The following is a 15,487-nucleotide window of genomic DNA, read 5'->3' on the forward strand; positions in this document are numbered from 1 at the left end:
CCCCGATCGACAGAGGCGCGCCAAAGGGGCCGAGCGCAAGGGGCTGGCTTCCGCAGCGCATCGTCGGGAGGGCTGCTGGACTAAGCCGAGCGAACGGCGACGACTCGCTTGACACTGTTGCTCCAGAGCGGACTCTGGCCTGCAGGATTGAGCTTACGCCTGCGCTCCTCAATCCGCTGTCATGATACGCCCTGTAGATCACGCACAGATCCGGAGGTCCGTCATGCGCACACTCGCACTCGTTGGATCCGCACTGTCCTTTGCAGCAGTCTTCTGTGTGCCGCCCCGTAGCGTCGCACAGGACCACGCTGTCGGGATCGCCACCCTAGAAAACCTCAAATGGGGCGACGCTCCCGCCGTACTGCCTAAGGGAGCTCAGTTCGCCGTATTGGCTGGCGACCCCACCAAGGCAGGACCATTCACGATCCGCCTCAAGATCCCCGCAGGCTACAAAATTCCGGCTCACAGCCATCCTACGGCTGAGGCCGTCACGGTGATCTCGGGCGAGATGAGTGTCGGGATGGGGGAAAAGTTGGACGAAGCTAACGCTCACAAAATGCCGATGGGAGCCTTCGTCGACCTCCCGGCGGACATGAACCATTTCGCGTTTTCGACAGCCGGCGCCATTCTTCAAATCAACTCAACTGGGCCTTTCGCAATCAAGTACGTCAATCCGGCTGACGATCCAAGCAGGAGCTAAACTCGGCTATAGCGCGTTGCGCCGCTTCGTCGCCGAGTCCAGTCATCGCGATTCGGCATCGAACCGGCGCGGCTATGGCCACCGACTGACGTCGCCCGAGCGAAGGGTCCAGGGGCGTCAGCCAAGCTGATAGGCCCTCCTTGGGCGTTTTCTCCCTGGACTTGACGCCGACGCGCGCCGCTGCGACGCCAGCGCCGCCCTGGTGGAGCGTTTTCGCAGTCCATCGGAAGATCCGAACGCCCCCACGGCTTCGCTTCCCTGTGCGAGGCCACGGCGTGCGCCGGTGCGGAGGCGGACCGACCCGATGGCCCGGTCTCACGTCCACTCCCTCCAAGCAGGTCCTGGCGCCGGGCGTGAGGCTTCCGGACACCGCTCTCCATCGATGATCCCGATTCCCGTCACGAAGGCCAAAACTGGGGCACAGCCAGATCTATGATAGACACACGTGAGAAAAATCGCTCGTCGGCAGCAAGCATGGACGAAGATATCAGAGAAAAATAGTTGCTGACGTCCCCACATCCGTGCTCCTCCAGTGCGAAGTTGAGAATAACATCGGGAAGGGCCGCAGATCGACGCGGCTATGCCATGCACAGCGACGTATTGAACCGTATTACTACGTATGACGGCCAGCGAGACCGGCCAGAACGCCCTACCAGAACGCTGGAAGATAGCGCCACTTTCTCTCTGGTCGGCACCTGGGAGTGGGACTTCGGAACAGGACATGTGACCTGGTCTGACGGACTCTACGGGCTGCTTGGCCTCAAGCCTGGCGAGATGCCGGCCCGCCTCGAATCCTTCATGGAACGCGTTCATCCGGAGGATAGGCCGAGGGTTCAGGCCAGCACCGACGCGGCCAAAACGAGGGGAGAACCCCTTGATTCCGAGTTCCGGATCATTCGTGCGGACGGTGAGGTCCGCTGGATCGCCGCAAAGGGCGAGATCTTCTGCGATGGCGCTGGCAAGCCGGCCTGGGCGGCTGGCGCCCTGTTCGACGTCACTCACATCCGCGAGGCTCAGCGCGACCTTGCAGCCCGGGAGGAGCGCTACCGCGCGCTCGCCACGCTGAACTCCGTCGGTGAATGGCGAGGCACCTCGACCGGCGAGCAGATCGAATGCCGCTTCTGGTCAGAATTCACAGGACAAGATCCAGAGGACTATCAGGACCACGGCTGGCTTGCCGCGATTCACCCGGGTGACGTGGAATGGATCAAGGGGATCTATTTCGACGCCCTCGAACTTGGCGCGAGCGCCGTTTGGAGCTTCCGGGTTCGTCACCACTCCGGGCAATACAGGTGGTGCCAGTCAAAGATGCTGCCCCTCAAGGACGGACAGGGCGAAATCCGCGAGTGGATCGGATCGATAGAGGACATCCACGATCGCCGCGAGGCGGAGGAACAGGCCAGAACCGAGGGAGAGCGCAGCAGGCTCGCTCTCGAAGCGGCGCGCATGGTCACCTGGGATTACGATCTGCAGACCCAGTTCGTCACCAGGTCTGAAAACGGCGCGGAGATTCTCGGGATCGGTTCAGGCGATGTGAGCGAGACCGAGCACTACGTGCATCCCGACGATCGCCAGCGCGTCATGGACGCCTTGCGCTGCATCCAAGACACCGGGAGTCCGTTAAGGATCAGAGTCGCCGGACGCGATGGGTTCGAGCCCGGGGAAAGCTGCTGTGCGATCTGCAGAAGGGCACTCGCCGCATCATCGGAATTACGTTTGACGTCACCGCCCAGAAGGAGGCCGAGTCCGAGCACGCGCGTGTCAGAGAGCAGGTCGCCAAGGTTGAGGGCCGGCTTGCGGCCCTTTCAGCGGTCGCCGGGGACTTCGTCTGGCTGGCAAGTCCGGAAGGACTGCTCGAAGATTGTCTCGGCTGGAAGGATTTTACGGGACAGTCGGCCCCGCAGATGCAGGGCTGGGGCTGGCTCAATGCGCTCCATCCTGCTGACCGCGAGCGGGTGCGCGATGCCATGCTGACGCAGCCGGGGGCTGAGCGAAACGAAGGCGAATACCGACTCCGAACCCGTACCGGCGATTATGTGTGGGTCCGCTCCCGCGGAGCTCCTGTCGCCCATAAGGATGGCTGGGTCGGTGAATGGATTGGAGTGATCGAGCGCCGGCCCGTCGCTGCGGAGGCATCCGGGAAGGCCGGGCAGGGGCTTCATGCAGGCGCCCCGAACGGATCGGATGGACCGCTGGACAGGCAGGTCATCGGCGGCGCCCAGATCCGTGCGGCGCGAGCCCTCGTGAACTGGTCAGTGCGTGAGCTGGCGAAGGCGTCAGGCGTATCTGCATCGACCATCCGGCGCACCGAGGAGGAGGTCGGGTACCCCGAGAACCGGGACCACGGCAGGCTGTGCATGCTCCGCAATGCGCTCGAGGCGGCGGGGGTCGAGTTCCTGTGCTCGGCAGGCGGCAGGGGCGGAGTGAAACTCGCCCCCGGCTGAGTCGCGCCTCGGGGTGGCGTCCCTGGACCACCTCCAGTCCCGGACAGGCCCAAATCAGCCTTGGTGAACACGGCAGCCCTCATTGGGGGTCTGCCCCCATTGTATCCGCTGAGCGATTTTGTCTCTCAGCATGTCGTCAGCACTCTTCGCGAGAGCAAGAAATGCTCGCGTAAGCGATGTGTACTTTCCCTTTTCTGATCCACGTTATCGAATTAATACATTGGCAATGTGCTCGTCCATAGTCTTCGTACTGTCAATTAGAAATGGAAGGAACAGATGATCAATATGATGATTTCGTTTTTCCGCGACGAAGAAGGGGCTACTGCAATCGAATATGGACTGATTGCAGCTCTGATTGCCATCGGCCTCATTGGGGCCGTGGGAAGTCTCAAGAGTAACCTCTCCAACACTTTCGATAACGTTGGAGCAAATCTCGGCAACGCATCAACGGCGACCGAGTAACACCGTGAACCGCAGGGCCTCGGCTTAGCGAGGCCCTGCGGATCGCCGACGAGATCCCATCAGTCGTCGGGCGCATCATTGGGAGGATTGAACGATGCAAGGGAAGCGCCTTCAGATGGCGCGTTGCGTGCGAGAGCATGCTCTCGAGGACATTTCTTTGATGGGGATCGAGAGCAAGGTCGAGGACGCCTACCGCTCTCTCATGGGCGTCGCATGGTCGGCGGGATCGCGAAAGCCTGATCATGGACATCGCCGCCGGCCTCTGCGCTGCAGACCGAATCCGGATTCATGCGCCGTGGCAAGCGCTTGCTGACGAGCCAGATCCATCCGAAAGCCCGTGACGCCGGGTAAGTCCGTCAGACGCCTCTTCAACCGCCGCAGGAGGAGTTATGCAGCTGTCAGCCGAGGGTCTGACTTGTCTGGTCGTCGACGATGATCCGGGCGTGTGCGCCTTTCTGTCAGCAGCCATCCGACAGATGGGCTGGACCACGCACTGCGCCGCGACTCGCCTCGCCACCCGTAACGCCGTGGCGGATTTCGACCCTCACCTCGTTCTCCTCGACTTGGCTCTTGGGTCGACGGACGCGATCGAGGTGATGTCCGATCTGACCGACATGAGATTCACAGGAGGCATCATTCTCATCAGCGGGCGGGGGCACGAAGTCCTCAATCAAGTGGCCCGTGTCGGAAGGAAGATGGGCCTGCAGGTGAGAGCGCCGCTTTCGAAACCTTTCGGTCTCGAGCAGTTGCGGTCCGCCTTCCTCGGCGAAGAAGAAGCGATCGTCTCCCGCAACACATTGAGCGTGCACGACACCCTCAGGAAGGGCCAGCTGGAACTCTCATACCAACCTCGCCTTGATCTCGCCTCCCGCACAATCACGTCCTTTGAAGCTATCTTGAGGGTGAGGCATCCCCGGATCGGTTTGATCGATGCTCCCAAGGTCTTCACGAAGCTGTCGAGGGATGATCTCTGGTCGATCGCTTCATTCTCAATTTCGAGCATAGTCCGGGATTGGAGCCAGATTTCTCAGGTATGCAATGTTCCCTTCGCACTCACTATGCCAGCCTGCCTGCTTGGCGGCCCAGGTATGGTGGATTTCGCGCGCAGCGTGTTGCCTTCAAGCAAATCGTGGCCGGGCCTGGTTTTTCTGATTCCCGGCGACGAGTTGCTGGAAACGATCCTGGCCAGCCGCGACGCCACGCTTCGACTGCAGCTTTATGGGGTTGACATTGGGGTAGACGACTTCGGGTTGACCCCCAGTTCGTTGTCGATTCCAGAGACGCTGATTTGCTCAGAGGTGGTGCTCGCCCCGACCATTGTAAACGGGGCGGCGAGTGAGGGTGTTCGCGCCGGACTTTGCAAAGTAGCGCTGAACCGTGCCCGCGAATCCGGAGCGCGGGTGGTCGCCAAGGGGTTTGTGCACTCTGAGGACATCAGTGTCCTGCGCATCCTCGGCGCCGAGATCGGCCAGGGACCCGCACTGTCCGATGCCTTCGCTCTAGAGGATTTGCTGGCCTATCTTACGCCGATCGCAGCCGAGTGATTTGCTCAGTCCCGGTGGCGGGCGCCCGACCTCCCCGCCCCGTGAACCGTTCGCCCCTGGGTTGGGCCGATGCGCCCGGGGCGGCCGAGAGGCCAAGCCCGATCAGTCCAGCAAGCATCCAACCCAGCAACTCACCATCCCGCTCCTCCCAGAGCCTTCGCAGGTCTTTGCGTTTCGCCGCAGTCCGTCCGGCGTCAGGCGAACGGCCTGCCCTTTCGCCCGAACAGGATCTGCGGATAGCAAGAGGCTTGTCGGGGCCGCCCAGCTCGACAAGGTCTCCCATCGCTCAACGGGAGGGAGGCTATGCGCTACCTGCTGATCGAGGCCCATAAGGGTGACCTCCTGTTCGGCTACAACAAGCTCGCTCAGGGTCTGTTCGACCGTGAGGAGATCGTACGTCGCGAGCCGGGCTCGGTTCGAAGGGTGCTGCATGACCAGCATGTCGACGGCCGCTTCAGAGTCCGGCTTTACGGCCCCTCGTTTTAGATCACAATCGGGGGGCGACGGGCTGGGCCATGAGCGGGCCCCGGCTAGGTCGACTGTATTCATATACTGAGACAGGTCGCCGAAGGGCGGCGGGCCTGCCCAGCAAATCGGCGGGCAAAGCCCGCTTTTCCCGCATGAGTTGCGGTTGACAGGGCTATACTCGCGTGAAACCGTTATAGTCGTCTATGACAGTTCCACGCGATGGAGATCGGTCATGCCCTCCGATGACAGCCCTGATCAGGGGCTTGCGGCTGCGCCTCGCGGCTATCCGGCGCTGGACGAGGACCGGATGGCGGCCCTGGCCGGGCGGCTGGAGCAGATCGTCGAGCTCCTTCACGAAGGCGCGCTGACCGAGCTCCAGCGCCAGGACATGCGCCTGAGCCTGAAGGCGCAGATCGCCAGCAGCGAGGCGCTGCATCGGGTCAGGCTGCAGAACTCCGAAGAGCCGGCCTTCATGTTCCACGCCGTGCAGGGATAGGCCCGTGATAAGCGACGACGTCGCCTTCCTGTCGATCCGGGAGCTCGGCGCGCTGCTGCGCAAGGGCGAGGTCTCGCCCGTCGACCTGGCGAAGCTCTATCTGGAGCGTCTGCAAGGGATCGGGACGGCGATCAGGGCGGTGGTCACCATCATGGACGACGTCGCCCTTCGGGAGGCGAGGCTGGCGGAGGCCGAGCTGCGCAGCGGGCTCGACCGCGGTCCGCTGCACGGCGTTCCGTACGGGCTGAAGGACATCGTGGCCGCCGTAGGCGCGCCGACGACCTGGGGGGCTCCGCCCTTCGCGGGGCAGAGTTTCGACCGCGAGGCGACGGTCGTGACCAAGCTGAGGACGGCGGGCGCGGTCCTGGCGGCCAAGCTGGCCACCATCGAGATCGCCGGCGGCATGGGCTACGACAACCCGGACGCGTCCACGACGGGACCGGCCGCCAATCCGTGGGACCCGAACCGCTGGACGAGCGGATCCTCCAGCGGGCCGGCCGGCGCGGTGAGCGCGGCCGCGGTTCCGTTCGCCATCGGCAGCGACACCAGCGGATCCATCCTGTTCCCGGCCGCCTATACGGGCACGGCGGGGCTGCGCGCCACCTATGGACGCGTCAGCCGGGCCGGCGCGATGACCTTGTGCTGGACCTTGGACAGGCTCGGCCCGATGTGCCGCACGGCCGACGATTGCGGCCTCGTGCTGGAGGCGATCGCCGGCCCCGACCCGCTGGACCGCTCCAGCCTGGCGCAGCCCTACCGCTATCGCCGGCCGAACCCGCGCCGCTCGGGCTTCCGCTTCGGCGTGGTGGAGGGATGCTGCGACGGGGCGGAGCCGGAGGTGAAGGAGCGATTCGAGGAATCTCTCGCGGTTCTGGGCGACATCGGCGCGCTCGAGAGCGTGGAGCTGCCGGACTTTCCCTATGCGGAGGTCACGCAGACCATCTCGGGCGCCGAGGCCTATGCGGCCTTCGACGAGTTCGTCGCGAGCGGCCGCACGGCGGAGCTGAAGGCCCGCAAGGCCCATGGGCACAGGCTCGCCGCGGCGGTGCTGCCGGCGCACGACTACATCCGCGCCCAGCGGATCCGCCGCCTCATCGCCGACAGCGTGTCCGAGCTGGCCGGCCGCTACGACGCCCTGCTGGCGCCCTCGCTGGGCGTGGTGGCCTGCAGGATCGACGAGGACTTCGAATACGGGCTGCCGCGCGCCTCCGGGCGGCGCCCGCTCAATCTGGCCGGCGTGCTGTCCGGCGCGCCGACGGTGTCGATCCTCAACGGCTTCGGCGAGGGCGGCCTGCCGACCGGCATCCAGTTCGCCGGCGCGCCCTGCGCCGAGAACGCCATCCTGGACGCGGCCCACGCGCTGGAGCAGCGCCTGGGCCTGAGCCGGCTGCGGCCGCCGCTCGCCGCGGCGGCGTCCCCGGGCCCGCCGCACGGGAGGGCTGCGACGTGAGCAGCTACGTCCTGCGGCGCATCCTGGCGATCGTCGCGCTGGCCTTCGGCATCAGCGTCATCGTCTTCCTGATCATCCGGCTCATCCCGGGCGACCCGGTCGCGGCCCTGCTCGGGACCGGCGCGGGCGACAAGGAGGTCGCGACCCGGCTGCGGGCGCAGCTCGGCCTCGACCTGCCGATGCACGTCCAATATCTGCAGTGGATCTCGGCCCTGTTCCACGGCGACTTCGGCTATTCCTACGGCAACCAGCAATCGGTGACCTCGCTGCTGGCGGCGAACTTCCCGGCCACGATCCAGCTCACCATCGCCGGACTGGCCCTCTCGCTCAGCTTCGGCATGGCGCTCGGCATCCTGGCCGCCGTGAAGCGCAATCGCGCCGCCGACACGGTCGCCATGACGGTGGCGCTCACCTTCATGTCGATCCCGAGCTTCTGGCTGGGCCTCCTCCTGATCCTGGCCTTCGCGGTGACGCTGCCGTGGTTCGACGTCGTCGGCGGCACGTCGCTGAAGGGCCTCGTCCTGCCGGCGACCACGCTGGCGCTGGGCTCCATGGGGTTCAACGCGCGCTTCGTCCGGTCCAGCATCATCGCCGCGCAGGTGCAAAGGCACGTCATCACCGCGCGGGCCAAGGGCGTCAGCCGCGTGCAGGTGTTCCTCAGGCACGTGCTGCGCAACGCGCTGCTGCCGATCCTGACCATCGTAGGCCTGCAGGTGGGGCAGCTGCTCTCCGGCACGGTCATCGTCGAGACGGTGTTCTCGCGGCCCGGCATCGGCAGGCTGCTGGTCCAGGCCATCCTGGCGAAGGACTACCTGACCGTGCAGGCGGTCGTGTTCATCATCGCCGGCATCTACGCGCTGACCAACTTCATCGTCGATCTCCTCTACCCGGTGTTCGACCCCAGGGTCGCGAGCAGGTGACCGGGCCATGACGATCCACAGCGACGCCGCCCCCGCCCCGCTCCCGCCGCCGCCGGCCGTGGACGACCTGCAGGACGCCATCACTCCCAAGGTCCCGCGCTGGCGCGTCGCCCTCCGGGCGCTGCGGCACCGCAGCCTGCTGGCGGGCCTGATCATCTGCATCCTGCTGACCGCGCTGGTGGCGGCCGCGCCGCTGCTGACGCCGCTCGACCCCAATGCGCAGGACCCGATGGCGACGTTCTCGCCGCCCTCGTTCGAGCACCCGATGGGGGCCGACGCGTTCGGGCGCGACCTTTTCGCCCGCGTGCTCTATGGCGGGCGCACGACCATGCTGGCGAGCCTGCTGGTCGTCGTGCTGGGCTGCGTGTTCGGCGCCAGCATCGGACTGATCGCGGGCTATTTCGGCGGGGCCGTCGGCTTCATCATCATGCGCTTCGTCGACCTGCTGCTCGCCTTCCCGGGGATCCTGCTGGCGCTCACCGTGACGGCGATCCTCGGCCCGGGGCTGATCAACGGCGTGATCGCCATCGCGGTGATCCTGGTCCCGGTCTATGCGCGCCTCGTCGAGGGCGCCACCGCCGAGGTCCGCAACCTGCCTTATGTGGACGCGGCCATCACGCTCGGGGCGGGTCCGTGGCGCATCATCGCGCGGCACATCTCCCCCAACGTGCTGTCGGGCGTGATCGTGCTGACCACCACCTGGCTCGGCATCGCGGCGCTCTGGATCACGGCGCTGGGCTTCATCGGGCTCGGCGTCCAGCCGCCCACGCCCGAATGGGGCAGCATCCTCAATGACGGGCAGAACTACATCACGCTGGCGTGGTGGATCACGGTGTTCCCCGGGGCGTTCCTGTCGCTGTTCGTCATCGGGGTGAATCTTATCGGCGACGGCCTCAGAGACGAACTCGATCCCACGCTGGCCCGGCGATAGCGGCCCAGAAGCAACGCCCCCCTCGACGGAGTCGAACCATGCAGAAGCGAGCCCGCACCCCCCTCTCCAAGCAAGCTTTCGCCGCCGCGCTCGCGGCCGGCGCCCTGTCGCTGGCGGCGCAGGGGGCGACCGCGCAGACGCCCAACAAGAACGCCAAGCTGACGGTGGGCTGGGCCGAACCGATCGACTCGCTCAATCCCGCCACCACCGGCGCCCGCAATGTCGGGCCGCTGGCGATGAACATCTTCGACACGCTGGTCTGGCTGACGCCCGAGTTCGAGGTGACGCCGCATCTGGCCACGAAGTGGACGGTGTCCGACGACGGCAAGACCTACACCTTCACGCTGCGCGAGGGCGTGACCTTCCATGACGGGACGCCCTTCGACGCGGAAGCCGTCGTGGCCAACATCAAATACATCACCGACAAGGCCACCCAGTCGAAGATCTCGCTCGGCCTGCTCGGGCCCTGCGGGACGGCGGAAGCGGTCGACAAGATGACCGTCAAGTTCACCTGCGCGACGCCCTACGCGCCGTTCCTGGCGCAGCTGGGCGAGCCCTACCTCGGCATCCAGTCGCCCAAGGCGATCGCCGAGTTCGGCAAGGACCTGGCTCTGCACCCCACCGGCACGGGTCCCTTCGCGTTCGTCAGCTACGAGCCCAACCAGAGCCTCGTGCTGAAGCGCAACGAGGCCTACAACTGGGGGCCGGCGGCGGTGAAGCATTCCGGCCCGGCCAACATCGCGGAGATCAAGTTCCAGATCGTCCCGAACTCCCAGGCCCGCGTCAGCCAGTTCCAGAGCGGCCAGTCGCAGATGATGCAGCAGACGCCCGGCGTCTACTGGAACGCCTTCCAGAAGGCCGGGACCTACACGGCCATTCCGGTGCCGATCAGCGGCCTCGGCATCTTCGCCCCGATCAACGCCTCCAAGTTCCCGACCGACGACATCCATGTCCGCAAGGCCATCCAGTACGCCATCGACAAGAAGGGCGTGATCCAGCTCGCCGAGGCCGGCGTCTTCCCGCCCAGCAACACGCCCCTGCTGAAGGGGATGACCGGCTACGACGCGTCGCTGGAGGACTCCTACCCCTACGATCCCGCCAAGGCCGAGGCGTCGCTGAAGGAAGGCGGCTGGACCAAGTCCGGAGAGTTCTGGGAGAAGGACGGCAAGCGCCTCGCCTTCACGATCAACGCGATCGCGACCGTGCCGTCCTATCCGCTGCTCGCGCAGGCGATGCAGGGCTATCTGCGCAAGATCGGCATGGACGTTCAGGTGCAGCAGCTCGCCACGCCGGCCTGGCTGGCCGCCAACACGAGCGGCGAAATGTCGATGACCCCGCTCCAGTATATCGGTGTCGACCCCGACGCGCTGCACTTCTGGTTCCTGCCCAACGAGTACTTCAACTGGAGCAAGTTCTCGGATCCGCAGCTCACCAAGCTGATCACCGAGGGCCAGCAGGAGCGCGACCCGGCCAAGCGCACCAAGATCTATCACGAGGCGCAGAAGATCATCATGGACAATGCCGTGATGATGCCCATCCGCCAGAACATCGACCTGGTGATGACCTCCAAGAAGCTGACCGGCGTGACCTATGCGGGCGGCGGTTTCGAATATCTCTGGGCCGCCTCGCTGGCCGACTGACACTCAAGCGCGAAGGGAACCGCCCATGAGAACGCTCATCAGGGCAGACCGGCTGATCGACGGCTCCGGCGCCGCGCCCCTCACGGACGCCGTGCTGGTCGTCGAGGACGGCGCGATCGTGGGCGCCTTCCAGGGCCGGGCGCCCGAGGGCCTGGCGACGGCGGAGGCCGAAACCATGGACTTCCCCGGCTGCACGATCATGCCGGGGATGATCGACACCCACGTCCACCTGAATCTGCCGGGCGACGGCACCTCGCTGGAAGACGCGGTGAGGGAGCCCGAAGGCGTCCTGGTCGCCACCTCGGTGATGACGGCCCAGCGTGCGCTGGCGGCCGGCGTCACCACCGTGCGGGACGTCGGCGCGTTGCGCAGCACCGCGATCCATGTGCGCCGGACGCTGGAGCTCGGCTACGGGCTCGGCCCGCGGGTCCTGGCCTGCGGGCAGCCGATCACCATCACGGGCGGACACACCTGGTACATGGGCGGCGAGGCCGACGGCGAGGACGCGCTTCGCCGCAAGGTGCGCGACATGGTCAAGCTCGGCGCCGACTTCATCAAGGTGATGGGCAGCGGCGGCGGGACCGTGAACACCATCTCGTACAAGCCGTCTTACCGGCGCGAGGAGATGGCGGCGCTCGCCGACGAGGCCCATCGGCTCGACCGCAAGATCACGGTGCATTGCCTGTGCGCCGAGTCCACGGACTACGCCATTGCGGCCGGCGTCGACCAGATCGAGCACGCCGGCTTCATCGCCGACGCGAAGGGAAACCAGCGCTACGACCCCGCCGTGGTGGACAGGCTCGCCCGCTCCGGCATCCCGGTCACCAGCACGCTGGCGGTGGGCGGCTCGGTCCTTCGCACCATGCGGGCGAAGGCGAAGAGAACGCCGGACGAAGAGGCGCTCCTGACCCGCTGGATCAAGATGTTCGACGAGAACCTGCTGCATTTTCGCAAGATGCGGGAGGCGGGCGTGCGCTTCGTGGCCGGGACGGACGCCGGCTGGCGGTTCACGCCCTTCGACGGGCTGCCCTTCGAGATGTCGCTCATGCATGAGGGCGGCATGCCCAAGGCGGAGGCGATCACGGCTGGGACCGGCTACGCCGCGGAGGTGATCGGCATCGCCGACAAGGTCGGCGCGCTGAAGCCCGGCCTGGCGGCGGACGTGATCGTGGTCGCGGGCGATCCGACGGACGACCTCGGAGCGCTTGAGGACGTCAGGCTGGTCATGCAGGCCGGCGTGGTGCGCAGCCGCTCCGGCGGCGCGGCTCCAGGCCGGGCGGCGCGATGACGGCGCAGCGGCGAGGCCGGACATGCTGAACGGGACGCGCCCAGCACAGGACGGCGGAGCGGGCTCGCCGCTCGCCGCCGGCGCGCCGGAGCTTCTGTCTGTCCAGGAGCTGCGGACGCATTTCCGCACCGCGTCCGGCGTCGTGAAGGCGGTGGACGGCGTCAGCTTCTCCATCGGCGCGGGGGCGAGCCTCGGGATCGTGGGCGAGTCCGGCTCGGGCAAGAGCGTCACCTCGCTGTCGATCATGCGCCTGATCGAGCCGCCCGGCTTCGTCGCCGGAGGCCATATCCTGTTCAAGGGCCGCGACATCGTCAGCTTCTCGGAGCGCGAGATCCGCGGCATGCGGGGACGCGACATCTGTCTCGTCTTCCAGGACCCGATGGCCGCCCTCAACCCGGTCTACACGGTCGGCGACCAGGTGATCGAGGCGCTGCAGGCCCATCAGGACATGGGCCGGCGCGAAGCCCGCGACCGGGCCATCGCGCTGTTCAAGATGGTCGGCATCCCCGCGCCCGAGCGCCGGGTCGACGACTATCCCCACAAGCTCAGCGGCGGCATGCGCCAGCGGGTCACCATCGCGATCGCGCTAGCCAACGAGCCCGACCTTCTGATCCTCGACGAACCGACCACCGCGCTGGACGTCACCATTCAGGCCCAGATCCTCGATCTGGTGAAGGACCTGCGCCAGCGGATCAACACGGCCGTGCTGCTCATCACCCACGACATCGGCGTCGTGAAGGAGATGTGCGAGGAGGTCGTGGTGATGTATGGCGGGCGCGTCATGGAGCGGGGGGCGACCGCGCAGGTGACCGGGGCCCCCCGGCACCCCTATACGGTCGGGCTTCTCTCCTCCATCCCGAGCCCGGCCATGAAGGGTCGGCGCCTCAACGCGATCGGGGGCTCGGTGCCGAGCCCCCTGCGCATGCCGCCCGGCTGCCCGTTCCAGCCGCGCTGCCCCCATGCGATGCCGGTCTGCGCGACCACGCCCGAGCTTCGCCCCACCGACAGCGGCAGCCTGGCCGCCTGCTGGCTTTACTAGGATGCGCAGATGACGAGGCAGGGCCACGCAGACGCGCAGGAACACGCCACGGGGGCGGCTCCCCTCCCCGCCGCGGGAGAGGCGCTGCTCGAGATCCGCAATCTCAGGACCTGGTATCCGGTCCGCAGCGGCGTCTTCAACCAGAAGACCGAGTGGCTGAAGGCCGTGGACGACGTCTCCTTCTCGATCCAAAAGCGCGAGACCTTCGGCCTCGTCGGCGAGTCCGGATGCGGCAAGTCCTCGCTCGGACGGTCGATCGTGCGGCTGGAGCGGCCGCAGTCAGGCCAGGTGCTGTTCGAGGGCGAGGACGTCCTGACCGCGTCGGAGCGCCGGCTGAAGGCCCTGCGGCCCAACTTGCAGGTCATCTTCCAGGACCCGCATGGCAGCCTCGACCCGCGCATGACCATCCGGCAGATCATCGCCGAAGGGCTCGTGATCCAGGGCGAAGCCGGCCGCGACGAGCGCGACGAACGGGTCGAGCATCTGGTCAGGGTGGTCGGGCTGCGCAAGGAGCATCTCGACCGCTACCCGCACGAGTTCTCGGGCGGCCAGCGCCAGCGGATCGGCATCGCGCGCGCCCTGGCGCTGCGGCCCAAATTCGTCCTGGCCGACGAAGCGGTCTCGGCGCTCGACGTGTCGGTGCAGTCGCAGGTGCTGAACCTCCTGTCGGACCTGCAGGAGGAGTTCGGGCTCACCTACCTGTTCATCGCGCACGACCTCTCGGTCGTGGAGTATTTCAGCGACCGCGTGGGCGTCATGTATCTCGGCAAGCTGGTCGAGGTCGCCAGCGCGGAGGACCTCTACGCCGACCCGCGCATGCCCTACACCCAGGCGCTGCTGTCCGCCATTCCGGGCGGGGGGCAGGACGGCAGGCAGGAGCGCATCATCCTGCGCGGCGACGTGCCGAGCCCGCTCAACCCGCCGTCCGGCTGCCCCTTCCGGACCCGCTGCTGGATGGCTCAGGAGATCTGCGCGCAGGCGACGCCGCCCTTGCGGGAGGTCCGCCCGGCCCACTGGGCGGCGTGCCACTTCGCAGACTGACGCCCTTCTTCCCCCGGAGATCCGAATGCTGGCGATCCACCATCCCGACCAGGCGCTGCACGATCCTGACCAGGTGTTCCGGACGGGCCGCTTCATCGCGCAGCCCGACCGCAGCGAGCGCTACCGGATCTTCCTCGATGCGGCGCGCCAGGACGGGCACGCGATCGTGGAGGCGCCGCTGGGCGGCCTCGAGCCGATCCTGGAGGTGCACGACGCCGGCTATGTGGCGTTCCTCCAGACGGTCCATGAGCGCTGGTCGGCGCATCCCGACTACGGGCCGGTCGCGATCCCGAACGTGCACCCCACCCACCGCATGCACCGCAAGCCGACGGAGCTGCTGGGCGAGTTCGGCTGGTACTCCAACTCGACCTCGTGCCCGATCACGGCCGACACCTGGCGCTCGTTGAACGCCAGCGCCCAGGCGGCGATCCACGCGGCGGACCGCCTCGCCGGGCCGGAGCGGGCCGTCTACGCCCTGTGCCGGCCGCCCGGCCACCACGCCTATCCCGACCTGATGAGCGGCGTCTGCTTCCTCAACAACGCCGCCATCGCGGCGCATCGGCTGACGAAGAGCCACGGCAAGGTCGCGCTGGTCGACATCGACGTCCACCACGGCAACGGGACGCAGTTCATCTTCTACGAGCGCGCCGACGTCCTGTTCTGCTCCATCCATGTCGATCCCAGCCTCACCGCGCCCTATTACGCCGGCTATTCCGACGAGTGCGGCGCCGGGGCCGGACAGGGGCTGACCTACAACCAGCCTCTCCCCTGGGGGACGCAGGACCCCGCCTGGCTGGACGCCGTGGACGGCGCGCTCTCCCGCGTCCGGGCCTTCGCGCCCGGCGCGCTCGTGGTGTCGCTTGGGTTCGACGCCGCCGAGCATGACCCGGTGGGCGCTTTCGGGATCACCGGCGACGGCTTCGCCGAGGCGGCCCGGCGCTTCGCCCGGCTCGCCCTGCCGACCCTGCTGGTGCAGGAGGGCGGCTATCTGAGCCCGCATCTCGGGGGCTATCTGAGCCGCTTCCTCGGCGCCTTCGAACGCCCCTCCGCCTGACCCACGAGAA

15 protein-coding genes are annotated in these 15,487 nt (G+C 66.8%); all 15 read left to right on the forward strand.

Translation table 11 applies throughout. The features are described from left to right. The first annotated feature begins 223 nt into the window (after positions 1–223). Positions 224–700 carry a cupin domain-containing protein gene (locus ACYVO7_RS00210; RefSeq protein ID WP_460447848.1) on the forward strand — a complete coding sequence of 159 codons (477 nt, stop codon included), beginning with the start codon at positions 224–226 and terminating at the stop codon, positions 698–700. 585 nt (positions 701–1,285) lie between these two features. Further along, on the forward strand, positions 1,286–2,674 hold the full coding sequence (locus ACYVO7_RS00215) for a PAS domain-containing protein (RefSeq protein WP_460447849.1): 1,389 nt from the start codon (positions 1,286–1,288) through the stop codon (positions 2,672–2,674). Next, positions 2,605–3,144, forward strand: coding sequence for a PAS domain-containing protein (locus ACYVO7_RS00220; RefSeq protein WP_460447850.1), 540 nt, complete (start codon positions 2,605–2,607; stop codon positions 3,142–3,144). Before ACYVO7_RS00215 ends, ACYVO7_RS00220 begins: the two co-directional genes overlap by 70 nt. 276 nt (positions 3,145–3,420) lie before the next feature. Then, positions 3,421–3,606, forward strand: a complete 186-nt coding sequence (locus ACYVO7_RS00225) for a Flp family type IVb pilin (protein ID WP_460447851.1) — start codon at positions 3,421–3,423, stop codon at positions 3,604–3,606. A gap of 389 nt (positions 3,607–3,995) precedes the next feature. Continuing rightward, complete coding sequence (locus ACYVO7_RS00230; protein WP_460447852.1) at positions 3,996–5,150, forward strand: EAL domain-containing protein; 1,155 nt, start codon at positions 3,996–3,998, stop codon at positions 5,148–5,150. A gap of 303 nt (positions 5,151–5,453) precedes the next feature. After that, entirely contained in the window at positions 5,454–5,636 is a 183-nt protein-coding gene (locus ACYVO7_RS00235) for a hypothetical protein (protein WP_460447853.1), read from the forward strand. Positions 5,637–5,850: 214 nt separating this feature from the next. Beyond that, positions 5,851–6,114: a hypothetical protein gene (locus ACYVO7_RS00240; protein WP_460447854.1), complete on the forward strand. Its 264-nt coding sequence runs from the start codon at positions 5,851–5,853 to the stop codon at positions 6,112–6,114. A gap of 4 nt (positions 6,115–6,118) precedes the next feature. Next, positions 6,119–7,564, forward strand: a complete 1,446-nt coding sequence (locus tag ACYVO7_RS00245) for an amidase (RefSeq protein ID WP_460447855.1) — start codon at positions 6,119–6,121, stop codon at positions 7,562–7,564. Further along, positions 7,561–8,484, forward strand: coding sequence for an ABC transporter permease (locus ACYVO7_RS00250; RefSeq protein WP_460447856.1), 924 nt, complete (start codon positions 7,561–7,563; stop codon positions 8,482–8,484). The genes ACYVO7_RS00245 and ACYVO7_RS00250 overlap by 4 nt, the downstream gene beginning before the upstream one ends. A gap of 7 nt (positions 8,485–8,491) precedes the next feature. After that, positions 8,492–9,415, forward strand: coding sequence for an ABC transporter permease (locus ACYVO7_RS00255; RefSeq protein ID WP_460447857.1), 924 nt, complete (start codon positions 8,492–8,494; stop codon positions 9,413–9,415). 38 nt (positions 9,416–9,453) lie between these two features. Then, complete coding sequence (locus ACYVO7_RS00260) at positions 9,454–11,055, forward strand: ABC transporter substrate-binding protein (RefSeq protein ID WP_460447858.1); 1,602 nt, start codon at positions 9,454–9,456, stop codon at positions 11,053–11,055. Positions 11,056–11,080: 25 nt separating this feature from the next. Continuing rightward, positions 11,081–12,343, forward strand: coding sequence for an amidohydrolase family protein (locus ACYVO7_RS00265; protein ID WP_460447859.1), 1,263 nt, complete (start codon positions 11,081–11,083; stop codon positions 12,341–12,343). 22 nt (positions 12,344–12,365) lie between these two features. Continuing rightward, positions 12,366–13,382, forward strand: coding sequence for an ABC transporter ATP-binding protein (locus ACYVO7_RS00270; RefSeq protein WP_460447860.1), 1,017 nt, complete (start codon positions 12,366–12,368; stop codon positions 13,380–13,382). A gap of 9 nt (positions 13,383–13,391) precedes the next feature. Beyond that, the gene (locus ACYVO7_RS00275; RefSeq protein ID WP_460447861.1) at positions 13,392–14,423 is read left to right on the forward strand and encodes an ABC transporter ATP-binding protein; all 1,032 of its coding nucleotides are present in this window, start codon (positions 13,392–13,394) and stop codon (positions 14,421–14,423) included. A gap of 25 nt (positions 14,424–14,448) precedes the next feature. Next, positions 14,449–15,477, forward strand: a complete 1,029-nt coding sequence (locus ACYVO7_RS00280) for a histone deacetylase family protein (RefSeq protein ID WP_460447862.1) — start codon at positions 14,449–14,451, stop codon at positions 15,475–15,477. The last annotated feature ends 10 nt before the right edge of the window (positions 15,478–15,487 follow it).

Source organism: Alsobacter sp. SYSU BS001988, from assembly GCF_054796215.1.